24 protein-coding genes, 2 tRNA genes and 1 rRNA gene are annotated in these 24,538 nt (G+C 37.2%); all 27 read right to left on the bottom strand.

The genetic code is table 11. The features are described 5' to 3' along the window. Positions 1-74: ribosomal RNA gene (locus tag PLX19_RS23555) — 16S ribosomal RNA — on the bottom strand; the annotation flags it as partial. Between the two features lie 276 nt (positions 75-350). Then, positions 351-1,850 carry a lysine--tRNA ligase gene (gene lysS, locus PLX19_RS23550; protein WP_272191312.1) on the bottom strand — a complete coding sequence of 500 codons (1,500 nt, stop codon included), beginning with the start codon at positions 1,848-1,850 and terminating at the stop codon, positions 351-353. Positions 1,851-2,015: 165 nt separating this feature from the next. After that, positions 2,016-3,014, bottom strand: coding sequence for a tRNA dihydrouridine synthase DusB (gene dusB, locus PLX19_RS23545; RefSeq protein WP_272191311.1), 999 nt, complete (start codon positions 3,012-3,014; stop codon positions 2,016-2,018). A 23-nt stretch (positions 3,015-3,037) separates the two neighbouring features. Next, positions 3,038-3,241, bottom strand: a complete 204-nt coding sequence (locus PLX19_RS23540) for a helix-turn-helix domain-containing protein (protein ID WP_272191310.1) — start codon at positions 3,239-3,241, stop codon at positions 3,038-3,040. Beyond that, positions 3,193-3,708, bottom strand: coding sequence for a 2-amino-4-hydroxy-6-hydroxymethyldihydropteridine diphosphokinase (gene folK / locus PLX19_RS23535; RefSeq protein ID WP_272191308.1), 516 nt, complete (start codon positions 3,706-3,708; stop codon positions 3,193-3,195). The genes PLX19_RS23540 and folK overlap by 49 nt, the downstream gene beginning before the upstream one ends. After that, positions 3,705-4,067: a dihydroneopterin aldolase gene (gene folB, locus PLX19_RS23530; RefSeq protein ID WP_272191307.1), complete on the bottom strand. Its 363-nt coding sequence runs from the start codon at positions 4,065-4,067 to the stop codon at positions 3,705-3,707. Before folB ends, folK begins: the two co-directional genes overlap by 4 nt. A gap of 5 nt (positions 4,068-4,072) precedes the next feature. Then, positions 4,073-4,888 carry a dihydropteroate synthase gene (folP, locus tag PLX19_RS23525; RefSeq protein WP_272191306.1) on the bottom strand — a complete coding sequence of 272 codons (816 nt, stop codon included), beginning with the start codon at positions 4,886-4,888 and terminating at the stop codon, positions 4,073-4,075. After that, on the bottom strand, positions 4,881-5,753 hold the full coding sequence (pabC, locus tag PLX19_RS23520) for an aminodeoxychorismate lyase (RefSeq protein WP_272191305.1): 873 nt from the start codon (positions 5,751-5,753) through the stop codon (positions 4,881-4,883). The genes folP and pabC overlap by 8 nt, the downstream gene beginning before the upstream one ends. Beyond that, positions 5,747-6,334, bottom strand: a complete 588-nt coding sequence (pabA, locus tag PLX19_RS23515; protein WP_272191304.1) for an aminodeoxychorismate/anthranilate synthase component II — start codon at positions 6,332-6,334, stop codon at positions 5,747-5,749. Before pabA ends, pabC begins: the two co-directional genes overlap by 7 nt. 5 nt (positions 6,335-6,339) lie before the next feature. Beyond that, positions 6,340-7,737, bottom strand: a complete 1,398-nt coding sequence (gene trpE / locus PLX19_RS23510) for an anthranilate synthase component I (RefSeq protein WP_272191303.1) — start codon at positions 7,735-7,737, stop codon at positions 6,340-6,342. Between the two features lie 192 nt (positions 7,738-7,929). Further along, complete coding sequence (gene cysK, locus PLX19_RS23505) at positions 7,930-8,853, bottom strand: cysteine synthase A (protein WP_272191302.1); 924 nt, start codon at positions 8,851-8,853, stop codon at positions 7,930-7,932. Between the two features lie 115 nt (positions 8,854-8,968). Then, on the bottom strand, positions 8,969-9,844 hold the full coding sequence (gene hslO, locus PLX19_RS23500; RefSeq protein ID WP_272191301.1) for an Hsp33 family molecular chaperone HslO: 876 nt from the start codon (positions 9,842-9,844) through the stop codon (positions 8,969-8,971). A 6-nt stretch (positions 9,845-9,850) separates the two neighbouring features. After that, the gene (locus tag PLX19_RS23495) at positions 9,851-10,639 is read right to left on the bottom strand and encodes a type III pantothenate kinase (RefSeq protein ID WP_272191300.1); all 789 of its coding nucleotides are present in this window, start codon (positions 10,637-10,639) and stop codon (positions 9,851-9,853) included. A gap of 205 nt (positions 10,640-10,844) precedes the next feature. Beyond that, complete coding sequence (ftsH, locus tag PLX19_RS23490) at positions 10,845-12,764, bottom strand: ATP-dependent zinc metalloprotease FtsH (RefSeq protein WP_272191299.1); 1,920 nt, start codon at positions 12,762-12,764, stop codon at positions 10,845-10,847. Between the two features lie 93 nt (positions 12,765-12,857). After that, positions 12,858-13,400, bottom strand: a complete 543-nt coding sequence (gene hpt, locus PLX19_RS23485; protein ID WP_272191298.1) for a hypoxanthine phosphoribosyltransferase — start codon at positions 13,398-13,400, stop codon at positions 12,858-12,860. Continuing rightward, positions 13,397-14,827 (bottom strand): tRNA lysidine(34) synthetase TilS, encoded by a 1,431-nt coding sequence (gene tilS, locus PLX19_RS23480; RefSeq protein WP_272191297.1) that lies wholly within the window; start codon positions 14,825-14,827, stop codon positions 13,397-13,399. The genes hpt and tilS overlap by 4 nt, the downstream gene beginning before the upstream one ends. A 374-nt stretch (positions 14,828-15,201) precedes the next feature. Beyond that, positions 15,202-17,679 (bottom strand): stage II sporulation protein E, encoded by a 2,478-nt coding sequence (gene spoIIE, locus PLX19_RS23475; protein WP_272191296.1) that lies wholly within the window; start codon positions 17,677-17,679, stop codon positions 15,202-15,204. Positions 17,680-18,047: 368 nt separating this feature from the next. Further along, positions 18,048-18,119: transfer RNA gene (locus tag PLX19_RS23470), tRNA-Glu, on the bottom strand. An 11-nt stretch (positions 18,120-18,130) separates the two neighbouring features. After that, positions 18,131-18,204: transfer RNA gene (locus tag PLX19_RS23465), tRNA-Met, on the bottom strand. A gap of 167 nt (positions 18,205-18,371) precedes the next feature. Continuing rightward, positions 18,372-18,830 (bottom strand): S1 domain-containing RNA-binding protein, encoded by a 459-nt coding sequence (locus PLX19_RS23460; RefSeq protein WP_272191295.1) that lies wholly within the window; start codon positions 18,828-18,830, stop codon positions 18,372-18,374. An 87-nt stretch (positions 18,831-18,917) separates the two neighbouring features. Beyond that, positions 18,918-19,277: an FtsB family cell division protein gene (locus PLX19_RS23455; RefSeq protein WP_272191294.1), complete on the bottom strand. Its 360-nt coding sequence runs from the start codon at positions 19,275-19,277 to the stop codon at positions 18,918-18,920. Next, a complete protein-coding gene (gene yabQ, locus PLX19_RS23450) occupies positions 19,274-19,927 on the bottom strand; it encodes a spore cortex biosynthesis protein YabQ (protein WP_272191293.1) in 654 nt (217 codons plus the stop codon). Before yabQ ends, PLX19_RS23455 begins: the two co-directional genes overlap by 4 nt. Continuing rightward, on the bottom strand, positions 19,924-20,214 hold the full coding sequence (yabP, locus tag PLX19_RS23445) for a sporulation protein YabP (protein WP_371261891.1): 291 nt from the start codon (positions 20,212-20,214) through the stop codon (positions 19,924-19,926). The genes yabQ and yabP overlap by 4 nt, the downstream gene beginning before the upstream one ends. 72 nt (positions 20,215-20,286) lie before the next feature. Beyond that, entirely contained in the window at positions 20,287-20,568 is a 282-nt protein-coding gene (locus PLX19_RS23440) for an RNA-binding S4 domain-containing protein (RefSeq protein WP_090918134.1), read from the bottom strand. A 12-nt stretch (positions 20,569-20,580) separates the two neighbouring features. After that, positions 20,581-22,044 (bottom strand): nucleoside triphosphate pyrophosphohydrolase, encoded by a 1,464-nt coding sequence (gene mazG, locus PLX19_RS23435; RefSeq protein ID WP_272191292.1) that lies wholly within the window; start codon positions 22,042-22,044, stop codon positions 20,581-20,583. An 11-nt stretch (positions 22,045-22,055) separates the two neighbouring features. Next, the gene (locus PLX19_RS23430; protein ID WP_272191291.1) at positions 22,056-23,657 is read right to left on the bottom strand and encodes a putative polysaccharide biosynthesis protein; all 1,602 of its coding nucleotides are present in this window, start codon (positions 23,655-23,657) and stop codon (positions 22,056-22,058) included. Between the two features lie 225 nt (positions 23,658-23,882). After that, positions 23,883-24,419, bottom strand: coding sequence for a stage V sporulation protein T (gene spoVT / locus PLX19_RS23425; RefSeq protein WP_272191290.1), 537 nt, complete (start codon positions 24,417-24,419; stop codon positions 23,883-23,885). Positions 24,420-24,538 lie beyond the last annotated feature (119 nt).

Genomic DNA, 24,538 nt, shown 5'->3' with positions numbered 1-24,538 from the left:
TCGGTTCGCTCGACTTGCATGTATTAGGCACGCCGCCAGCGTTCATCCTGAGCCAGGATCAAACTCTCCAATAAAGTTTGTCTAGCATCATAAATAAAAATTGACGTTTCACGTTGTTTGTTTCGTTCAGTTTTCAAAGAACTCATCTGCCGCTCAAAGCGACTTTATTAATATAACATTTCGTTATTTCTCTGTCAACAACTTTTTTCATCTCTAAGTTGTTGACCTCGTTGCCGTTCGTGACAACGAATATAAATATACCAGTTCATAAATTAAAATGCAATAGTTTTTTATAATTTTTTTCACCTTATAAAACAATATAAAAAAAGCTTTGGAGAAAACTCCAAAGCCTAGTCTTGTTTATGTCTCATCGCAGGGAATAGTAGTATGTCACGAATAGACGGCGCATTCGTTAATAACATAACAAGACGATCAATACCGATTCCTAATCCACCTGTAGGAGGCATACCATACTCAAGCGCTTCGATATAATCATCATCCATCATGTGCGCTTCATCGTTACCTTGTTCACGCTCTTTTAACTGCGCTTCGAAACGTTCTTTTTGATCGATTGGATCATTTAATTCTGTAAATGCATTCGCGTGTTCACGAGCAACAATAAATAACTCAAAACGATCTGTAAAGCGTGGATCTTCTTCATTCTTTTTCGCAAGAGGAGAAATTTCCACTGGATGACCATAAATAAATGTTGGTTGAATTAAATGTTCTTCTACTTTTTGCTCAAAGAACTCATTAATAATATGACCAACTTCCATTGTATCCTTAATTTCCACACCGTGTTCCTTCGCTAACGCACGAGCTTCTTCTACACTCATCGGTTTCCAGAAGTCTGCTCCTGAATGCTCTTTAATCGCATCTACCATGTGAAGTCTTGTCCACTCTGGCTCTAAATTAATTTCATATTCGCCATATTGAACCGTCGTTGTACCTAAAACTTCTTTCGCAATATGAGCAACCATGTTTTCTGTTAGTTTCATAATATCTTTATAATCTGCATACGCTTCATATAACTCAATCATCGTAAATTCAGGGTTATGACGAGTTGATACACCTTCATTACGGAATACGCGACCAATTTCGTATACCTTCTCTAATCCACCTACAATTAGGCGTTTTAAATGCAACTCAATTGCAATACGCATATAGAATTCCATATCTAACGCATTGTGATGTGTAATAAACGGACGCGCAGATGCTCCGCCTGCAATCGCATGCAACATTGGCGTTTCTACCTCTAGATAACCATTGTTATCTAAATATCTTCTCATCTCACGGATGATTTTACTACGAGTTACAAACGTTTCACGACTTTCCATGCTCGTAATTAAATCTAAGTAACGTTGACGGTAACGTTGTTCAACATCTTTTAATCCATGATATTTATCAGGAAGTGGACGAAGAGATTTTGTTAATAGAGTAAAACCAGTTGCTTTAACTGAAAGTTCTCCAACCTTTGTTTTAAATACTTTCCCTTCAATTCCTACTAGGTCACCTAAATCAGCTGTATTAAACAGTTCATACTGCTCATCACCAACTGTATCTTTGCGAACATAAATTTGAACTTGGCCATGTAAATCTTGGATATGCGCAAATCCCGCTTTCCCTTTACCGCGTTTTGTCATAATACGACCAGCAATTGAAACAAAAATTTCTTTCTCTTCTAACTCTTCTTTAGAAAGTTCTCCATACAAACTTAACAATTCTTTCGTTGAATGCGTACGTTCAAAACGTTTACCAAATGGATCGATTCCTTGTTCACGTAAGTTATGTAGCTTCTCGCGACGAACGAGCAATTGGTCATTTAATTCTTCGTGGTTCATGTTATCCATGGTATTGATATCACTCCAGCTCTATTAAAATTTACAATATATATAGTATATCATTTTCTATCCAACTAGAAAAACTGCCAGCAACGCGCTGGCAGTTCTTATTTCTTAGACGTAATTATAGGTAGTAACAACAGGAATGTCAAACACTCCTTCTATCACTTGCCATTATCCAACTTGAATAGATTTTTGTTTCGCTTCTACTTCTTCTACGAACGCTGTCAATAAAGAAGCAAGATCGGCACGTGTATTACAACCGTTAATTCCATTGCGCACTCTCGCATTACCGCTAACACCTTTTAAGTACCACGCTGCATGTTTACGCATTTCTCGAACTGCGATGTCTTCATTTTTCAAATCAATAAGACGATCTAAATGCAGCATACATACGTCCATTTTTTCGCGTACAGATGGCTCTGGCATTAATTCACCAGTCTCTAAATATTTCACTGTACGGTAAATCATCCATGGATCACCAAGCGCTGCACGCCCAATCATTACACCATCTACACCAATTTCATCTAACATACGCTTCGCATCTTGTGGCGTTTCTACATCACCATTTCCGATAACAGGAATATTAACAGCTTGTTTTACTTGCTTAATAATATTCCAATCCGCTTTCCCTTCATACATCTGAACACGAGTACGACCATGAACAGCAACCGCCTGGCCGCCTGCACGTTCAACTGCCTGAGCATTTTCAATTGCAAAAATGTGATCTTCATCCCAGCCGATACGCATTTTTACCGTCACCGGCTTCTCAACTGCATCTACTACCCCTGCTACCATTTCGTACACTTTACTCGGATCAAGTAGCCACTTTGCCCCTGCATCACATTTTGTGATCTTCGGCACTGGACATCCCATATTAATATCGATAATATCCGCCGTTGTATTTTTATCTACATATTTTGCAGCTTCTACAAGCGTTTCTTTTTCCCCACCGAAAATTTGTAGACTTAATGGCTTTTCTCTCTCATCAATATATAGCATATCTAACGTTTTTTGATTGTTAAATAAAATCGCCTTATCACTTACCATTTCCGCACATACTAATCCTGCACCAAATTCTTTTACCGTTAAGCGGAATGCAGAGTTACACACCCCCGCCATCGGCGCTAGTACAACCGGATTTTTCATTTCAATGTTTGCAATCTTTAACACTTTATTGCCTCCCGTTATTATCCCTACTTCGGCATTAATTCTTCTATTGAAACGTTTAACGTCTTTGCAACCTCTGCAACAAAATCCCGAGACGGAACTCGATTCCCTCTCTCTACTTCACCTAAAACCGATACAGATACTCCTAACTCTTTCGCAAATCCTTCTTGTGTATAGCCTTTTAATTTACGAAAAGCGCGAATGCGTCTTCCCCATTTCTCTGCTTCCATACCGTTACTCCCTCTCGCCTTTTCATTTCTTCTACTTGTGAACATGAAATGTTTCGGTTAATTTCTTGATTAATCTCCATCAACGGAACGATAACAAAAGCTCTTTCAAACATCCGCGGATGCGGAACAACAAGATTCTCTGCTTCAATATTTTCGTGATTATAGAGCAAAATGTCAAGGTCAATGGTACGAGGTCCCCATTTGATTTCCCTTTTTCTTCCTAGCTCATTCTCCACCTTTTGTGTCACCATCAATAATTCTTGAGGCAATAAATTGGTAGAAATTTTTATAACTAAATTTAAAAAACAGTCTTGTTCTGTAAACCCAACCGGATCTGTTTCATAAACAGATGATACATCCTCAATTTCAATAGCTGGATGTGCACCCAACAGCTCTATAGCTTGTGATAAATACATATAGCGCTCACCCATATTCGAACCTAAAGCAATATAAACTACATTATTCATGAGCGCCCTCTCTCAATCTCCACCGCCACCGCACGATAATGTCCTGGAATTGGCGGATCTGGTTTAATAACTTTTACAATACAATTCATAATACAATCGTACCGTTCTAATATATCCGCCGCAATATTTTCCGCAATACTTTCCACAAGTTTATACGTTTTCTCTTCTACCACACATCTACATAGCTCATATAACTCTCCATAATTTACGGAATGCTCTAAGTCATCGCTCATTCCAGCTCTCTTCAAATCTAATTCTACAGTTAAGTCTACTTTAAAACGCTGCCCTAATTTATTTTCTTCAGGAAATACACCATGGTAACCGTAGAACTCCATATCATGAACAAAAATTTTATCCAAACCCTTTACCCCCTTAACATAGCGTCCATCATCTTCGCCATGCGGGACATCTCTTTCACATCATGAACACGTACAATTTCACAGCCTTTTTGAATGCCAAGACAAACCGTTGCACCAGTTCCTTCTAAGCGTTCTTCTACTGGCAAATCTAACGCATGACCAATAAATGATTTTCGAGAGGTTCCAAGAAGAAGTGGATATCCTAATACTTTCAACTGCTCTAGATTTCGCATTACTTCTAAATTTTGCTCAAATGTTTTCGCAAATCCTATACCTGGATCTAAAATAATATTCTCATCACTTACACCTGCACGTTTCGCAATTGTAATACTCTCATACAAATCAGCAATCAAATCCGCCATCAGATTTCGATAATTTGTATTCTCGCGGTTATGCATTAAAATAATTGGTACATTATAATGCGCCGCCACTTTCGCAATGTCTGGTTCTGCTTTCGCTCCCCAAACATCATTAATAATATGTGCACCAGCTTCAATAGCTCGTTTGGCAACCTCCGCTTTGTACGTATCGATAGATATAGGAACATCTACCGCTTGTGATACAGCTTGAATGATTGGTACAACACGTTGCACTTCTTCTTCTTCTGACACCTTAGCAAAACCAGGTCGAGTAGACTCTCCACCAATATCAATAATATGCGCACCGTTCATTACCATCTCTTTCGCACGGCAGACAGCTGCTCCAACTTCATTATAATTACCGCCATCTGAAAAAGAATCAGGTGTAGCATTCAAAATACCCATAATGAACGTCTTTTCATTTAAGTTCAATGTATATTCACCGCACCGCATGTTAGACATCTCCTTTTAACAATTCATTTCTACTCCAAAGCTTTTCACGATACGTTTCATATACACACAAAAGCTTAGTTGTAACCAATCCTTCTTTACCCGGGAAATGCACTTCTCCAATGCACCAAATCGGGACAATTTCCTGAATGGAATTTGTTACAAACACCTCATCAGCTGTAAGTAACTCTTCTTGTAAGAATAATCCTTCTCTTACCTTGAGCCCCAATATTTTAGCGGCTACTAATATGAAAGCACGAGTAATCCCATTTAAAATGCCAGTCTGTAGCGATGGTGTATACAATATGTCATTTTTCACAAAAAAAAGGTTCGAAACAATCCCTTCCGCAATATACCCTTCTTCTGTAAGAAAAATCCCTTCTTTTGAAGTTGCATTCCCAATCTCACGTTTTCCCAAAATATTATTTAAATAATGATGTGACTTTAAACGAAATTCCCCTTCTGGCGTATTGCGTGTTTGTCTTAAAATGACTCCTTCCTTTTCTACTACATCACCAGGAGCCGATAAAGGTTTTATAAAAACAATAACAGAAGGCTCTTCATACATATCTGTCTGCAAGCCAATCTCCCCGCTACCTGCAGACACGTTAAAACGAACATACGCATTTTGCAAATGATTTCTTACCATTAATTCTTTTAATATGCTTTTCACATCTTCTTTTGTCATTTTCCACACAATATGTAATGACGAAAGAGCGGTCATAAGCCGTTCATAATGATCATCTAATAAGAAGGGGTGCCCGTTGTAAATACGGAACGTTTCAAATACACCAAGGCCATATAAATATCCATGATCATAAGGAGAAATTTTAGCTTCACTCGCCTCTACAAATGAACCGTTCACATAAATTAACATACAGAAGTACTCCGGCTGTAATGACGGATGAAATTTTGCAACAATTCTTTACCATGGGAAGTCATAATAGATTCTGGATGGAATTGTACACCTTCAATCGGTAATGTTTTATGACGAAGCGCCATAATTTCTCCTTCCTCTGTCCAAGATGTTACTTCCAAGCACTCTGGTAATGTTTCTTTTTTTACAATTAAAGAATGGTAACGCGTTGCTGTAAATGGATTTGGAATATCACCAAAGATTGTTTTCTCATCATGATGCATTAAGGACGTTTTCCCATGCATCAAACGCTCCGCACGAACAACATCCCCTCCAAATACTTGAGCGATAGATTGATGCCCTAAACAAACGCCAAAAATCGGAATCTTCCCTGCAAAATGACGAATCACATCCATACTAATCCCCGCCTCATTCGGACTACACGGCCCTGGAGAAATCATTAAGAAATCAGGGTGCATCTGTTCAATATCTTCAATTGTAATTTCATCGTTACGTTTGACGATAAGTTCTTGTCCTAATTCTCCAAGAAATTGCACTAAATTAAACGTAAAGGAATCATAATTATCAATCATTAATATCATTTCTCTCACCTAACCGTTTCTTCGCTACTTTCTTTTGCACGCCATAATGCTATTGCTTTCTTTAAAGACTCTTTATACTCATTTTTCGGATTAGAATCAATAACAATTCCTGCCCCCGCCTGTACATACGCTTGTCCATCTTTCGCAAGTAACGTACGAATGACAATATTTAATTCCATATCTCCTGAATAGCCAATCCAACCAATTGACCCAGTATAAATACCACGGCGAACTGGTTCTAACTCTTCAATGATTTCCATGGTCCGAATTTTTGGCGCTCCGGTAATCGTCCCACCCGGAAATACAGCCTTTACACCATCAAAAGCACCTTTTCCTTGCTGTAATTCCCCGCGTACATTTGAAACGATATGCATAACGTGGGAATATTTTTCAATTACCATAAATTCATCTACTTCTACTGTCCCATACTCACAAACACGCCCTAAATCATTTCTCTCTAAATCAACAAGCATAACGTGTTCTGCACGCTCTTTTTCATTTTCAATTAGCTCTTTTGCAAGCTTTTGATCTTCTTGTTCATCTTCCCCTCGAGAGCGTGTCCCCGCAATCGGACGTGTACTTACTTCATTACCTTGCTTTTTAATTAATAGCTCTGGTGAAGCACTTACAATTTGAAGATCCCCAAGTTCTAAATAGCCCATGTATGGAGAAGGATTAATTTCACGAAGCTTCGTATAAATTTCCAACGGATGCGTTTGCAATGTTTTTTCTTGTCTTGTAGACAAATTCACTTGAAATACATCTCCTGCGCTAATATAATCCTGAATTCGCCCAACAGCTTCAACAAACCCTGCTTCTGTAAAGGAAACCGCCCCTTTATTCGTTTCAGGTCGAATAAATTGCATTGTCACTTTCGGCAAATCTTGTAACCAAAGCTCTTTTAATTCATTTAAGTGTTGCTTCGCTTGCTCCTCGTCATTTGTATAATGCGTAATAATCCATAACACCTGTTCTTTCTGATCATAAACAAATACATCATCAAACAATAAGAAAAATATATCTGGTACATTTACATCATCTTCTGCAAGAGAAGGTATTTTCTCAATATAACGGATACAATCATAACTGAAATAACCAATTGCACCACCTTGAAACGGCGGATATGCATCATTATGTTCCGTTTTCCATCGTTCCATATACTGTTGCATTAGGTGCAATGGATTTCCCTTTTCTATTGTTTCCTTTCCATTTTCCCATATATGTAGTGTTTCATCTTTCCCACGAACAATCGCTACAGGATCAAGTCCAACAATACTATAACGTCCCCCGCGGCCACTTTCTAAAATGATATGATGAGGTTTATTTTGCGAAAGGAACTTATACTGTTTAAAAAAGTCTAACTGATATGGAACTGAAATAGCTAAAGATTTTCGTCGCTGCATATAAACACCTCGTCTTATTTTATCCTGTTCTAACGATCGATTAAAAAACATTGAACCGTCCACAGAAACCCGATTTGATTCAACTAACACTTATTTTACATGAAGTTTTCTAGTCGTTCACTCTTTTCCTATTTTCAAACGAAAAAAGAAAAAGCATCCCTTTTTTGAGGAATGCTTTCCATACATTAAAACTTATGACTCAAACTGATAAAGTGGTGTACTTAAATAACGCTCACCATTACTTGGAATAATGACAAGTACTTTTTTGTCTTTTCCAAGTTTTTTTGCAACTTCTGTCGCCGCATAAATAGCTGCTCCAGATGAAATACCAACTAAAACTCCTTCTTCACGCGCTATTCTTCTTGCATATTCAAATGCTTGTTCTGCCTTTACTTGAATAACTTCATCATATACATCTGTATCTAATGTTCCAGGAACAAATCCAGCACCGATACCTTGAATTTTATGAGGACCTGGTTTTCCACCCGATAATACCGGAGAATCAGCAGGCTCTACGGCATAAATTTTAATATCTTCATACGTCTCTTTTAATATCTCACCAACACCCGTGATTGTTCCACCTGTACCAACACCTGAAATGAATGCATCTAATTGATCGCCCATCTGCTCGACAATTTCCGGACCCGTAGTTAAACGATGAATTTCTGGATTTGCTTCATTTTGGAACTGTTGAGGCATAAAGTATCCATGTTCTTTCGATAACTCTGTTGCCTTACGAATTGCCCCGCCCATCCCTTCTGATCCTGGCGTTAACACTAACTCCGCTCCATAAGCACGCAATAAATTGCGACGTTCAATGCTCATCGTTTCCGGCATAACTAAAATTGCCTTATACCCTTTTGCCGCCGCTACCATCGCTAAACCAATCCCTGTGTTTCCACTTGTTGGCTCAATAATCGTATCGCCTTCTTTTAGTAATCCTTGTTTCTCAGCAACTTCAATCATCGCTAAAGCAATACGATCTTTTACACTACTCCCAGGGTTCATGAACTCTAATTTCAAATAAATATCTGCACTACCTTCTTCTGCAACGCGGTTTAATTTCACAATCGGCGTTTTTCCGATTAACTCTGAAATTGACTGTGCCACTCGCATCTCCGTCACTCCTAACACCAAGTATTTTCATTGGATTTATGTACATTCTGTCAAAAAGAAGGTTATTTGTCAATCTATTTAGATGATTTGAAATAGACAAATAACCTTTTCTTCCTTACAAAGTTTCTATTAATTTTGTTATATCTTCTTTAGAAAAGTTATATCGTTCATTACAAAAATGACAATGTACTTCTGTCTCTTCTTCTTCATCACGCACTTGCGTTAATTCAGTTTTCCCTAAGCTTATTAATACGCCTTCAATACGCTCACGAGAACATGTACAATTAAATTGTACATCCATTGTCTCTAAAATTTTTACATTTTCCTTTCCTAACAACTCATATAGCAACTCTTCAGGAGTTAAACCTTGCTCAATAAGCTTAGAAACAGGAGGGATTTTTTGCAAACGATCTTCAAGAACCGAAATTGTCTCTTCTTGTGCATCAGGCATGATTTGTAAAATAAACCCACCCGCAGCTAAAATACTATCATCGCCATTAACAAGAACTCCAACACCAACAGAGGAAGGTGTTTGCTCAGAAACGGCAAAATAATACGTAAAATCTTCTCCTAACTCTCCTGAAACAAGTGGAACTTGACCAATAAACGGCTCACGCATACCAATATCTTTAATAATTGTTAAGAATCCTTCTGTCCCTACGGCTTGATATACACGCAGTTTCCCTTGTTCCGTCGCTTCAAAATCAACATGCGGGTTCGTTACATAACCACGTACATCCCCATTCGCATGTGCATCTACTAAAATTGGACCAAGGGGACCATTACCCTCTACTTTAATCGTAAGTTTCTGATCCCCCTTAAGCATTGCCCCCATCATTGTACCCGCTGTTAAAGAACGCCCTAATGCTGCAGAAGCAGTTCTCCACGTATCATGACGTCTTTGTGCTTCGCTCACCGTATTTGTTGTACGTACACTATAAACGCGAACTTCTCCGTTAAACGCTAACGCTTTTACTAAATAATCTTTCATTTTCGTTTATTCACCTTTCTCGTGTTGTAGATTGGCATTACGCTCATATAACATATATAAACCTTTAAGCGTCAAAAATGGATCGACAATATCGATAACATTCGATTCCTCTGCAATTAATTTTGCTAATCCACCTGTTGCAATAACAGTTGGCTCTTGTTTAGCTTCTTCTTTCATTCGCTTTACAATACCTTCTACTTGTCCAACATAACCATATAAAATACCAGCTTGCATTGCACTTACTGTATTCTTTCCGATAATACTACTCGGTCTTGTAATTTCAATACGCGGTAATTTCGCTGCTCTACTATATAATGCTTCTGCAGAAATCATAATCCCAGGTGTAATTACCCCACCCATGTAATGTTTATTCTCGTTAATATAACAATATGTAGTTGCCGTCCCAAAGTCGACAATAATAAGAGGACTTCCATATAACTGAATACCAGCTACCGCATTTACAATACGATCGGCTCCCACTTCACGCGGATTTTCATACTTAATATTTAAACCCGTCTTAATTCCAGGTCCAACTACAAGAGGTTTAATTTTAAAATACTTCTCACACATACGCTCTAAAGCAAACATAATAGGCGGTACAACTGACGAAATAATAATTCCTTTTATATCATGAAAAGCAATTCCTTCGTGTTCAAGTAATTGTTTTACGAGCATTCCATATTCATCTTCCGTTTTATGACGATCTGTTTCCATACGCCAATGCTGAAGAAGTTTACCATTTTCAAACACACCAAGTACCGCATTTGTATTCCCTACATCCAATACAAAAATCATATTCTCACCACTTATCTTATTTAATGTATATTTGTGCAATATGTACAGAGTTTATCCCGCTGCTAGAAGTTTCACTTTATAACCTCATCATACCATATTTATACACATGTTCAGCTTTCCTATCCTCATCATTTTACAAAAATCCATTTTCTTTTTTCAATGTTTAAGCCCTGTTATATCGCAAAGAAAAAAGGAGCGACAATTGTCACTCCTTCGGTTCTTCTTTATCTTCTGACGCTTCATCTTCTTTTTTCATTGTGATATTTACCTTTACATCACTTTCAGAAGATGTTTTACGCTCCGGTAATGTACCGTGTTCACATAAATGATTAATTTGCTCTGCATCTAACGTTTCCACTTCAAGTAACGTTTTTGCGATAAGATCAAGTTTATCACGGTTTTCAGTAAGAAGTTGTTTTGCACGAGCATAACATTCTTTCATAATGCTTTGCATTTCCATATCAATTTCATGTGCAATTGCATCACTATAGTTTTGCTCAGAATGGAAGTCTCTTCCTAAGAATACTTGACCTCCTTGTGAGCTACCGAATTGCATTGGTCCAAGCTTATCACTCATACCAAACTCAGTTACCATACGTCTAGCTATTCCAGTCGCACGTTGGAAGTCATTATGAGCTCCTGTACTTACTTCTCCAAATACAATTTCTTCAGCCACTCGTCCACCAAGTAAACCCGTAATTTTATCAAGCAATTCTGGCTTTGTCATGAAGTAACGATCTTCTTTTGGAAGCATTACTGCATATCCACCAGCTTGACCTCGCGGTACAATCGTTACTTTATGAACGATATCCGCTTCATCAAGCACTACCCCAATTACAGTATGTCCCGCCTCATGGAATGCAACGATATTACGTTCTTTCTCAGAAATAACACGACTTTTCTTAGCTGGACCCGCAATAACACGATCCGTTGCTTCATCAATATCGCTCATATCGATCTTCTTCTTATCCTGTCTCGCTGCTACAAGAGCTGCTTCATTTAATAAGTTTTCAAGATCAGCACCAGAGAACCCTGGTGTACGCGTTGCAATAGCACGTAAATTAATATTTTCATCTAATGGTTTATTGCGCGCATGTACTTTAAGCACTGCCTCACGACCATTTACATCTGGACGATCCACTGTAATTTGACGGTCAAATCGCCCTGGACGTAATAACGCTGGGTCAAGAATATCAGGTCGGTTTGTTGCAGCAATGATAATAATACCTTCATTTGCTCCGAAACCATCCATTTCTACAAGCAATTGGTTTAATGTTTGCTCACGCTCATCGTGACCACCACCAAGACCTGCCCCACGCTGACGACCTACCGCATCAATTTCATCAATGAAAATGATACAAGGTGCGTTTTTCTTTGCATTTTCGAATAAGTCACGTACACGAGAAGCACCGACACCGACAAACATCTCTACAAAGTCAGAACCACTAATAGAGAAGAATGGAACGCCTGCCTCACCTGCAACGGCACGTGCAAGTAATGTTTTACCTGTCCCTGGAGGTCCAACTAATAAAACCCCCTTCGGAATACGAGCACCAACCTCCGCAAACTTACGAGGGTCTTTTAAGAACTCTACAACCTCAACCAGTTCTTGTTTTTCTTCATCCGCTCCAGCTACATCTCTAAAACGGACCTTTTTCTTATCATCATTGTATAACTTCGCTTTACTTTTACCGAAGTTCATAACACGGCTGCCGCCGCCTTGCGCTTGGTTAAGTAAGAAGAAGAATAAAATGAAGATAATTACAAAAGGAATGATGGAAGTGAAGAATGTTACCCAAGCACTTGTTTCTTCTGCTGGTTGATATTTCACTTCTGTACCTTGTGCTTTGTCATTAATTTTCTTTTGTAATTCTTCAGTGTTAGGTGCATAAGTTACAAACTGTTTTTCCTGACTATCAGTACTCAGTTGTCCCTTTACCTCAAACACACCATTTTTCGGTTGAAGTTGTACATTACGAACCTCACCCTTTTCAAGTTTAGCAATGAATTTATTGTAGCTAATTGGCGTTGTTTTTTGCGTTGAACCATTAAAATAGCTCACGATACCAATTACCACTAAAAATATAAGTAAATAAAAGATGGTATTACGGAAGATCCGATTCATCCCTAACCTCCTCTCACAGCATACAAACTATAATAGTAAATAGTAACATAGAAAAACTTTCCTATCCAATTGTAATGCTTATGCTTAATATTATTAATTGGAATATACGCTCGGCTTCAATACACCAACGTAAGGAAGATTACGATATTGTTCCTTATAGTCTAATCCGTATCCCACAACAAATTCGTGCGGAACAGTAAACCCAACATAATCCGCTTTAAGGTCAACTTTTCGGCCAGTTGGCTTATCTAATAACGTTACAATCTTCACAGATTTTGCTTTACGATATTTAAATAAGTCTACCAAGTAGCTTAATGTAAGGCCGCTGTCGATAATATCTTCTACGATTAAAATATCGCGTCCCTCTAAAGAAGTATCTAGATCTTTTAAAATTTTCACTTCACCAGTTGAAACAGTTGAATGACCGTAGCTAGATACAGCCATAAAGTCCATTTCAAGATATGCATCTGTGCGCTTTAATAGGTCTGCCATAAATGGCATTGCACCTTTTAGTACACCGATTGCAAGAGGTACCGTATTTTTATAATCCTCTGCAAGAATTGCGCCTAATTCCCTTACTTTTTCTTGTATTTGCTCTTCAGAAATTAATACTTTTTCGATATCTTGATTCATCATTTCATTATCCTCCTGGAAGACTTCTTGCTTTTGTAATGAACAATAATATATGTATCCTTATCTACTGTTTCTCGCGAAATAGCAAATGCAGATCGTTTCAACAACGGAACCCAAATAACATTTCCATTCGCATCACAAACAATTGGCCAGTCTGCTCTTTTCTCCTTCGGTACTTTTGCCTCAATAAAAATAGACTTTATCTTCTTCGTACCATTCATACCTTGAATTGACATTCGATCGCCATCTTCCCGCGGACGAACGATAAGTGGAGATGTTATTTCATTATATTTTGCAACAAACATCATCTCATTCACCATACTAGGTACACAATCGCTAATCTCTACTACAAACTCATCACCATTTACTAATGTTACCTTTCCAGGCACTTGTAAAACATGAGAAGAAAAAACAACCTTTTCTTCAACAAAACGGAAAATACATTCTTCATATGTACGAACAACCTCTAATCCACCCGGAAAGTGAAGCACACCTGAAGGATGAGTTCGTTTGAAAAACTCAATCACCTTGTCAATATGTACAGAAGAAAGCGAAGATGGAATTTTATATTCATAAAGATAGTTTAATATTAGTTGAATCCCTCTCCTTTGTAAAGGTATAGGTATAGATTCAAATGCAGGAATTGATACGACAACTCTTTTTGTATCTTTTTTCTTAATTACTTTATTCATTTTTTCAAAAGCTAATTCCTGCAAATACGCTTCATCCTCTTGCATAAACTTACTAAAAGCTTGAAAACGTTCATGAACATTTGGATTCTCCTGCTTTAAATGAGGAAGAACATATTTTCGTAGTCGATTCCTTGTATACGTTTCTTTTGTATTACTAGGGTCAATACGAGGGTCAACATCCTTTCTCTTACAATAATCAAGAATTTCTTCTTTCGTTACTGCCAGCAAAGGTCGAATCAAAGAGCCTTTATCGAAAGCCCGCTTCACAGAAATCCCAGAATAACCCTTCGAAGTGCTACCACGCACAAGACGCATTAAAACTGTCTCAATTTGATCGTCACCATGATGACCAAGAGCTACATATTGTGCATTATGTTTTCTCATTATTCTTTCCAAAAATGCATATCGACATTCTCTTGCCGCAACTTGTGCACTCATTCGATTTTGTTTTTGATACTGCTTCACATCAATTTGTATTGCTTCACAGACAACATTAAGATTTTCACACAAATGTTTCACATATCGCAAATCTTCCTGCGATTCCTCACCGCGAAACATATGGTCAACATGAGCAACTACAATTTGCAATTTCTTCTCCTCACGCTTCTCTAACAAATAGAAGAAAAGCGCTAAAGAATCAGGTCCCCCTGACACACCAACAACAACCGTAGAATGTTCCTCTAATAAATTATGCCTTTCTACAAAAGCATCTACCTTTTTAACAAATTCATCTTTCAATGCTGCAATCACCTTTCATTGAGCTAAAACGATAGCATACCTTGATATAATGGTACAACTTTTACAAGCTTTCTGCAAAACAAAGATGTATAAATTTCACAATTTATCTTACATATGAATTTTTTCTTTGCATACAGAAATAAACAAAATTAAATATTCCATGTATAGCAAACAGGCCTCAGATATATTCCTAGGCCTTGTCATTTTCCTCTTTTAAACTACGGACATTTCCACTTCTCCAAATTATGAGAAGCGAAAAGAGAAACGTAGAGAATAACTATCCACAATTGTCATCAAGAGAGACTGCAGCCCATAAAAACCTAATTAGTTCAACTAACCACCAGCAGGAGTACCCCACTGGTGGAAGTTTCACTTTATTGAGCTTGTTTACTAACAATAGGAATTGTAGCCCATTTCGGCATATTCTTTTTTACTTTTGCCACCACAATTGTCATGTCATCATTAATATATCCATTATCAGTACGAATAACATCTTCCATAATAATATCAGCAATCTCTTGTGGATCTTCCGTTTCTAATTCTTTAATCTTCCGTTTCATCCACACTTCATGATTCTCTACATGTTTTGCACCTTCAAAAATCCCATCGCTCATCATGATTAAAATGTCACCAGATTTTAATTGTTCACCTACAACATCTACTTCAAAGTCTTCAATAATCCCCATCGGTAAATTACTCGCCTCTATTTTAAATACTTGATTGCCACGCTTTACAAAACTTGGCGTAGAACCAATCTTTAAAAACTTAGCGTTTGCATCACGTAAATCAATCATCGCCAAATCTAATGTTGTAAACATTTCTTCAGTTGTTCGCAGCGAGAGAATGGAATTGATCGATTTTATTGCAATTTCCTCATCAATACCTGATTGCAATATTTTTTGCAACAACTTCACTGTCTCTTTACTTTCCATGTGAGCCCGTCTTCCATTTCCCATCCCATCACTAATAGCCAACGCATATTTCCCCACACTTAACTCCATCATGGCATAGGAATCACCAGATACAAATCCCCCTCCTTTAGCCGCAGTAGCAAGACCTGTATCAACAGAAAACGTTTTAGCCGACCCAAAAGACACTGTACTGTAACCATTCGGATACGCTGATTGGTCTTCATGTTTCACGACAACTGTTTCATGTAAAATATCAGACAACATCGGAGCAACAAGCTTTTCACATTCCCCATGTTTATTACACGAAGCAGGAATCATCATTTCAATATCAATGTTCCCCCGATCCAAACAATAAATATCAACATGTTCAACCTCTACACCAAAATCACGAAATGCTTGTAAAATTTGTTCCTCTTGCACCTGATGATTCTCTCTTTCCTTTTGAATCTCTTTTGAGAAATCCGCCATTACTTTCGAAACACCCATAAGTTGCTCAGCAACAATTCTACGATTATCACGCATTTGCTTCCTTAACTTTTGCCCTTCATAAAAATGCTCTAATTCATCATCAATTAAACCTGTTACTTTCGTTCCTCTCACACAATATTTTTCAAAATCACGGAGCAATTTACGATTATTTTGTAATGTACCTTCCTCCGTTTCATTCATAAGTTCCTTCATATAATCATACGTTTTATCAAAATTCACAACCCAACACTGATCCTTCTTAAAGCACGTCTGACACGTCTTGGCGGTAATTGTGCTTAAAAATAAATCCGTCTCCGTGTCCTTATCCTCATCTTCTACATACCCATATATAGAAAAGCTATTAGACAATGCTTCAAACACATTTGCAAACTGATTAATTTTATTTGCCGTAACATCACGCATTCTTCTTAAATATTGTTGTTGGTCATTCGCATGCTCTTGTGTCCCCGGCATATACTTGGAAAGGCGTTCAACGATGATCTTAGGCGTTAATAAAAACAATACAATCGCTACACCTGACTCTAATAATGTCATTACAATACTTGTTTGTTTATCTACGTATAACGTAATTAAACTTGTTCCAATTAATAAACCTAAACTTACCCCTATTCGCTTTCCCTCTTTCAGTAAGCCGCCTAACAATCCAGAGAACGCCAGTAAACTTAATTGATATAAACTCGCTACATTCGCTAAACTTAAAATCAAACCTGTTACAACACCTACAGTAGAACCTGTTGCTGCCCCTGCCACAAACGCAAACACTAGTACTAAATATCTCGTGAAAATATGCTGAACTGATAAATCATAAACAAACCAATCTGTTGTACCTGTTAATACAGATGCTAGCAATATAATTAGGCAAACAATTTCTTCCGTTTCTAATGATTGTTGTTTTCCTTTTCGTTCTATTAAAAGGGGAACACTTTGCAAGAAAATCATTGTTAACACGAAGCTTAATCCTGCTTCAATTGTACTAACAAGCAAATCATACATACCAATTGTTCCTTGCGCGAAATAAACAACGATAAGATGAGCGGTTAATGCAGAAATAAATACTTGAAATGGTACAAGTCCAATCGTCTTACTTGTAAAACGACCAAAGAAGATATTATAGATGAAGAATGTAAATATAGATGCAAAGGCAAAAAATAGATTCTCTAATGAAACCGAAAATGCACCTGCCATTACAGCGAGGAATGCAAGAGCCATTTTATCACGTTTCATCACATATACAGCAGCAAAAAACGGCAAAGCAAACGGCAAAATGTTCGTTAAAATATATGCTCGTCCCAAAAGAAAACCAACCAACGCAACCACAAATCCCCAACGAAAGAAAATTTGTTCCAATTTCATCCTTAATTTGCTTGTCCACTTTTCAGCTGTCATTTGCCCATGGCCTATAGCAAGCGCACTAGAATTTGGATTGACAGTATTCCTTCCTGCTCTTGGCATATTTTGAACACCACCTGCATATTTTATTACTTGTAATTATAAAATGTATGTTGCGGAGTTTTTGTCAAAATAACAGTTTACAACATAATAATTGTTCGACCTTTTATACAAAATAGCACCATATATATACAGAGTTAAACGTAAATTTTTAAATAGATTATTGAATTTTCAAAAAATAATAGTTGTTTTTGTAGAAGAAGCGCATAACTTTACAATTCCTTAATATAAAGCAAAGTTCCCATCATTTTTATCACCGATTAGAATTTGCCAACAATTATCTCAAACTCAAAGTTGTACAGTATAGAATAACCATCCACAATAACAAAACAAAAAAAGATCATGCATAATTTGCATGATCTTTTCAGCGATGACCCGTACGGGATTCGAACCCGTGTTACCGCCGTGAAAGGGCGGTGTCTTAACCACTTGACCAACGGGCCGTTAAAATATATAGCGGCGGAGGGGATCGAACCCCCGACCTCACGGGTATGAACCGTACGCTCTAGCCAGCTGAGCTACACCGCCATGTCGTATTTAACGGACAATTAGTATATTATCTTAAATAGCATTCAAAGTCAACACGTTTTTAAGTATTTTTTATTATTTTTTCTATATGCTGTTTTCACCATAAAAAAAGCACCCTGAGTGAACACTCTGGGTGCTTCTCTTTATTTTAAAATAAACAGCAAGTTTTATCCGCGACGAGCGCCACGGCCGCCACGTTTTGACTCCGTATTACGCTTTAAAGAAGTTAAACGATCTTCACTGTCTTTCAAAAAGCGAGCCATCTTTTGCTCAAATGTTTCTTTTTGGTTACGGTTGTCACCGCCACCACGATTGTCTCTGCTAAAAGAGCGATTACGCGCAGGACGTCCAGCGCGTTGATTATCGCGTTGTTCCCCTTCTGTTTTTTCACGCTCTTTCGCTTTTTTAATAGATAAACCAATTTTACCGTCTTTCTCAACGTTAATAACTTTTACTTCTACTTGATCACCCACTTTTAAGTGATCATTAATATCTTTTACATAATTATCAGCAACTTCACTAATATGAACAAGACCAGTTAATCCTTCTGGCAGCTCTACAAAAGCCCCAAAATTCGTAATACCTGTTACTTTACCCTGTAACTTGCTGCCTACCTCGATTGACATAAAAAAAACGCTCCTCCTTAGTGGTTAAAAAGTCAAATTTTACTTCATTATATATAATCTTAAAATATAGTGTCAATACAACACCTATTACTTAGAAATGGGAAAAATTATCTCCCCAGGCTTTGAAAAGTAATAATCTCTTCTAGCAATCTCTAAAACATAATCATCATCATGTAATTTTTGAATTTCATCTTTCAGCTGTTTTTCTTTTATAGTTACCACATTTGTTTCTTTTTCCAACTCTTTTACTTTTGCTTCTTTAGCGTTAATCTCACTATTTTGTTGATAAAACGTCACACTGATACTTACAATAACTACAAAAGCAAATGCCAAAAATACAGCTAATCGACGATAAACGCGCCTTCTACCTTCATTCGATTGTATTATATGTTCTTTAACAGAATTTTGATTCTGTTCCAATACATACCTTTGTTTTAGTTCCCTCATTTTCGAGGTCCCCCTAACTTCTTTTTTATAAGTTCCCAAATTAGGAATATATGCTTCTTCATTTTCTTGAAATATTTTAAAAGTCCTGCTTGTCTCTTTATAAAAATTTTAACACGGCTAGGGAGAAGTTTCCATATAACAAAGCAAACAAATCGAACAGGAATGAAAATAATTTTCCACACTAACTGCAATATCGCTACAATAACTTTCCACAACCCGGTTCCAACTCCAACTACAAGACGAAATAAAAATAGCGCAAATGCTATAATTAGGTGAATCAAAATCGTAATTGGCTTAACAATAAATAATTGAACAACACGAACAAAAAAATAAAATGTTTGAACAAAAATGTAAATCAAAAAATTTAATACTTTCATGTACAATGACTTTAACAAACTTTGATATGCGGCAAAACCACACAGTAATGCTAAAAATACATACATACGTAACTCTGCTTCATTTACAAGCAACAATATATAAAACACAACAAGGGCTTGGACAATCCAAAATAAAATATCATAAATAAATACGAGCCAACGCTTTCGCTCTCCGCGTTTCAAAAAGCGATGATATGTATCTAAAGCCGCTCCAAGTGAAACGCCCATCCCAATCATTGAAAGCATTGTATATAATTGAACCGTTAAGCTCATTTAAACAATTTGCTAAAGAACCCTTTAGCTTTCTCCCCTTGATGCTCATCAATATAAGCCATCTCATATATTTTCCCTTTAATGGATACAAGCCCTTTTTCAACATCAAGGTTTTTCATTTGTAGATTTTGACCACGTATCGTTAAAAAGCCCATGACGGTTTCTAACAAAAATTCTTCACTATCAAAACTCTCTACCTGCTTGACTCCTGTAATATCAAGAACGCGTCTTCCTCTCATTACAATGTCATGTTCTACAGTAACATTTTGTTGATTAGAAGACGACATTGAATAGCCTTTGTTCACGTCCATCCCCCCATAACTTTATACTAGTATCAATGTATGAAAGGACAAAATTATTTAGAACAAGCTATCTTCCGCTTTTACTTCAACTTTCTCTTCACGAACAACAGTGTATAAGTTTGCAGCATCTTCTTTTTTTGTCGTTTCTTTTAATTCATTAATTTTTACCGTAACAACTTTTTGACCGAAACGAATTGTTAATTCATCTTCTACCTTTACAGTTGAGCTCGCCTTCGCTGCTTGACCGTTAATCATAATTCGTCCTTGATCTGCAACTTCTTTTGCTAATGTTCTTCTTTTGATAAGACGAGACACTTTTAAAAATTTATCTAAACGCACAACAACTCCCCCTTATTCATTCTCTATTTGCTTTGCTTCTTCCCATAATGCATCGAGCTCTTTTAAAGAAAAATCTTTCATTTCCTTCTCCATACTCGCAACCTTTGCTTCCATATATAAAAAACGGCTTATAAATTTTTCGTTTGTTTTATGAAGTGCTTCTTCCGGATTGATTTTATAATAGCGAGCAATATTCACAAATGCAAATATTAAATCCCCAAATTCCGATAACATCTTTTCTTCATCCATAACCGCCACTTCACGTTGAAATTCTTCCCATTCTTCATCTACTTTTTCCATCATCGGCTTAACATTATCCCAGTCAAAACCAACCTTTGCTGCTTCTTTTTGAATTTCATAAGCGCGCATTAACTGAGGTAAACTTTTCGGGATACTTGATAAGATAGACTCTTTTACATTTCCTTTTTCTTGTTTCTTAATTTCTTCCCAATTCGTCACAACATCATCAGCGGTCTCTACACTAACCTCTCCAAATACATGAGGGTGACGACGTACCATTTTTTCAGACAACGTGCGAATGACATCATCAATCGAGAACCAACCTTCATCTTCACCAATTTGTGCATGGAGCATAACTTGCAATAGAACATCGCCAAGCTCTTCAACAAGATGATCATCATCTTCCTCATCGATAGCTTCTAATACCTCATATGCTTCTTCAATTAAATATTTCTTTAACGTTTGGTGTGTTTGCTTTTTATCCCACGGGCATCCGTTTGGTCCGCGTAACTCCGCTATAATATCACGTAATACAGCAAATTCTTGATACAATGATTGTCGATTTAACACCGGTGGTACGTACACACTCGTTAAATTATTAAGCTCTGCCTCATGATCCAATAAATAGAGTGGCACTTTCTTCACTTGTTCAAATGACGTTCCTGCTGCAGTCACAATATATACTTCATAATCGTCCGGGAGCATTTCCATTAATGTTAGCTTGACTTCAGATGCAATAAATGCATCATACACTTGGCAGAAAATTAAGTGCTGACGAAGCTCTAATTGTCCTCTTTCAAATGATGTCGCATCAATCAATTGAAACCCTTCAATTGGATCAATTTTCAAACTTGCAAACATTGGGTCTAAAAAGCTTTGTCCACCCTCGATGCGCACATCAACGTTCTCTTTTTCTCCTTTTTGTAGTAAAAGTTGTACAGTACGCTCTGCCACAAGCGGATGACCTGGAACCGCATATAAAATATCAGCTTCCTTGGCTTTTTGAATCAATGTGTTAGAAATTGTTTCATACACTTCTTCAAATGTATCATACGCTTCATATACAGCATCAAAAGATGTGTACAATACACCTTCTTTCTCAAGCTCCTCTATAACTGGATGTTCTTTCGTTCGAATATACATGTGCGCTGCTTCTTTAACTTTTCGATATACGCCCATTGTAAGCTGGTCTAAATCACCAGCTCCTAACCCTAAAATCGTAATTGTTCTTGTCATAAAGTCCACCTCTATCCACTCTTCTTCAAAGAAGTTTGTACTTTTTCTTGTTTCATAACCGTCCCAAGTTCCTGCGCTGTAAATACTTTCAGCTTCAGAATTAAAAATGCATATAGTAACCCACCAACACCGACACATAGTAACGCTTGAATCGCTGCTAATCCTCTATGTCCCTCGTTAGCTTGTAATCCAAACCACTCAAACATATACATACATCCAGCAAGCACTAACACCATACTTAATGCTCCAATTGTCACACCTACAATAGGTTTTTTCTGTATAAGTGGCTCATTAACAACGCTAATCAGTAATACACTATTCAATATAGCAATACACAATAACGCAATCACAGTTGCAATCGCTGCACCGATTACACCAAAATGCGGCATGAATATATAATTGAGTAATAATTTCACACATGCACCACCTACAACAAACAAGGCTGGTTTTACAGTTTCTCCTAATCCTTGCAAAATAGATGCATTTGTAATTGCTAATGAACTAAACAGAATAGAAATAGATAAAATCCCTAGCATGGCAGAGCCGTCGCCATTTGCAAATAGCATAACATTTGTTGGACGAATGATACTCGCGAGTCCTAATGATGCAGCAAGCCCAATTACAAACGTAATTTTAATTGCTAGCTGTACTTTTTCGCGAATGAACTCTTGATCTCCTCTCTCTTTTGCAGCCGAAATCATTGGGGTTAAAGAAAGTGAAAATGATGTTGTCACGACCGTCCCAAGCTGCATAAGAGGAATGCTGCGATCATATACACCTTTTAACATCTTTGCTATTTCTACTGGTTCCCCATTCTGAACAAGTAAGCTGTAAAGTGAAATAGAATCTGCCATTTGTATAAAAATTAACACTAAGTTACTAATACAAATCGCAATTCCTTGCCAAAACAATGTACGAATAATGGTCTTTTTATTGGAAATCCCCTTAAAACTCTGCAGAAAAATAGAACAAAATTCCTTTCGCAAATAAAATAGCAATACAATCACACCAATAAAACTACCTGCTATAGAGCCAAACATAGCACCTGCTCCCACCGTATATAAATCAAACCCCTTTTTTATAAGAAATAATGATAAAAATACGATAATGGATACGCGAATCGTTTGTTCTATTACCTGCGATACAGCTGTTGGCACCATATTTCCAACTCCTTGGAAATAACCTCGCGCTACCGCGAGAAATGGCATTAATAAAAAGGAAAATGCAATAACGCAAATTAGTTTTTGTAAATTTGCATCTCCCATTAAAGATGCAATTGTATGTGCACCGAAAAATAATACACTACATCCTATGATCCCAATAGCCAATAAAAACCAAAAAGAAATACATATAATGGATTCTGCTTCTTTCCGTTCTCCTCGTTCTAAACGTTCTGCAATCATTTTTGAAATAATGACTGGAAAACCATATGTCGCTAAAATTAAACAAAACCCGTAAAACGGGTAAATTTGCTGATAAATATAAAAACCAATATCACCAGCTATATTTTGATATGGAATACGGTAAAAGGCGCTTAATACTTTTGTAACAAAGCTCGCAATTGTTAATATAATCGCTCCGCGCCAAAAAGCGTGGTACTTCTTCGTCTCCATAACCATGCAATCTCCCTTTTTTCTATACTCATCCTACGTATTATATCACAAAGAAAAAAACAGCTTTCTGCTTTCAATGTGATCATATAAAAAAAGGTAGCAAAATGCTACCTTTTTACTCCCACAGTACATTACGGTGTATCATAAAACTTAACTGCTTGTTAGAAACCCATTGGTGAGAGCTTTCCATCTGCGAGGAAAACACTCACTGATGGAAGTTTCGCTTTATTGTTCCATTTGTTTTGCTAGGAAGCTTGCTGCTGTATCCACAGCTTTATGTTCTACATCACTAATGATTGCTTCTTTTGAAAAAATAATAACAGCTCCAATCGGATCACCATTTGCGATAATCGGACCGATTGTATAAGATTGTACCTTTTCGGCCACTCCATCCATAATAGAAATTTCACTTTCGTCTGTCATGATAACCGATTTGCGCTCTTCCATCGCTTTCTCAACTAAATCTCCAACGCTTTTATTTAAGTATTCTTTTTTGGAAACGCCAGCGACAGCAATAATGGAATCACGGTCACAAACAAGTACGTTATGCCCTAAACTATCATATAAAGCATCTGCATATTCTTTAGCAAAATCACCCAATTCGCTAATTGGAGAATATTTCTTTAAAATAACTTCTCCATCGCGATCAACAAAAATTTCCAATGGGTCACCTTCCCGAATACGGAGAGTCCTGCGAATTTCTTTCGGAATAACAACCCTTCCTAAATCATCAATTCGACGTACAATTCCAGTTGCTTTCATTCTAATGCTGCCTCACTTTCTACTGATGATAAAAGTGGTGCTTTTACCTGTTCATGTAAAAATCACCAACTATTAAACATAGTATTTTACACATTAGTTCTTCTATACACGTCGAATGG

Source organism: Bacillus sp. BP-3, from assembly GCF_028401955.1.
Taxonomy (GTDB): Bacteria; Bacillota; Bacilli; order Bacillales; family Bacillaceae_G; genus Bacillus_A.
This window is presented reverse-complemented; position numbering and strand designations above follow the sequence as displayed.

What these genes read in the sequence shown, in the direction of transcription:
- hslO (WP_272191301.1), bottom strand. Translation starts at nt 9,844, where the DNA reads ATGAAAGATTATTTAGTAAAAGCGTTAGCGTTTAACGGAGAAGTTCGC.
- PLX19_RS23540 (WP_272191310.1), bottom strand. Translation starts at nt 3,241, where the DNA reads ATGGAAGCAGAGAAATGGGGAAGACGCATTCGCGCTTTTCGTAAATTA.
- folK (WP_272191308.1), bottom strand. Translation starts at nt 3,708, where the DNA reads ATGAATAATGTAGTTTATATTGCTTTAGGTTCGAATATGGGTGAGCGC.
- PLX19_RS23455 (WP_272191294.1), bottom strand. Translation starts at nt 19,277, where the DNA reads ATGAGGGAACTAAAACAAAGGTATGTATTGGAACAGAATCAAAATTCT.
- folP (WP_272191306.1), bottom strand. Translation starts at nt 4,888, where the DNA reads ATGTCTAACATGCGGTGCGGTGAATATACATTGAACTTAAATGAAAAG.
- pabC (WP_272191305.1), bottom strand. Translation starts at nt 5,753, where the DNA reads ATGTTAATTTATGTGAACGGTTCATTTGTAGAGGCGAGTGAAGCTAAA.
- ftsH (WP_272191299.1), bottom strand. Translation starts at nt 12,764, where the DNA reads ATGAATCGGATCTTCCGTAATACCATCTTTTATTTACTTATATTTTTA.
- mazG (WP_272191292.1), bottom strand. Translation starts at nt 22,044, where the DNA reads ATGACAAGAACAATTACGATTTTAGGGTTAGGAGCTGGTGATTTAGAC.
- PLX19_RS23430 (WP_272191291.1), bottom strand. Translation starts at nt 23,657, where the DNA reads ATGGAGACGAAGAAGTACCACGCTTTTTGGCGCGGAGCGATTATATTA.
- yabP (WP_371261891.1), bottom strand. Translation starts at nt 20,214, where the DNA reads ATGTCGTCTTCTAATCAACAAAATGTTACTGTAGAACATGACATTGTA.
- cysK (WP_272191302.1), bottom strand. Translation starts at nt 8,853, where the DNA reads ATGCGAGTGGCACAGTCAATTTCAGAGTTAATCGGAAAAACGCCGATT.
- PLX19_RS23495 (WP_272191300.1), bottom strand. Translation starts at nt 10,639, where the DNA reads ATGATTTTTGTATTGGATGTAGGGAATACAAATGCGGTACTTGGTGTG.
- hpt (WP_272191298.1), bottom strand. Translation starts at nt 13,400, where the DNA reads ATGATGAATCAAGATATCGAAAAAGTATTAATTTCTGAAGAGCAAATA.
- PLX19_RS23460 (WP_272191295.1), bottom strand. Translation starts at nt 18,830, where the DNA reads ATGTCAATCGAGGTAGGCAGCAAGTTACAGGGTAAAGTAACAGGTATT.
- trpE (WP_272191303.1), bottom strand. Translation starts at nt 7,737, where the DNA reads ATGCAGCGACGAAAATCTTTAGCTATTTCAGTTCCATATCAGTTAGAC.
- pabA (WP_272191304.1), bottom strand. Translation starts at nt 6,334, where the DNA reads ATGATATTAATGATTGATAATTATGATTCCTTTACGTTTAATTTAGTG.
- yabQ (WP_272191293.1), bottom strand. Translation starts at nt 19,927, where the DNA reads ATGAGCTTAACGGTTCAATTATATACAATGCTTTCAATGATTGGGATG.
- spoIIE (WP_272191296.1), bottom strand. Translation starts at nt 17,679, where the DNA reads ATGCCAAGAGCAGGAAGGAATACTGTCAATCCAAATTCTAGTGCGCTT.
- lysS (WP_272191312.1), bottom strand. Translation starts at nt 1,850, where the DNA reads ATGGATAACATGAACCACGAAGAATTAAATGACCAATTGCTCGTTCGT.
- spoVT (WP_272191290.1), bottom strand. Translation starts at nt 24,419, where the DNA reads ATGAAAGCAACTGGAATTGTACGTCGAATTGATGATTTAGGAAGGGTT.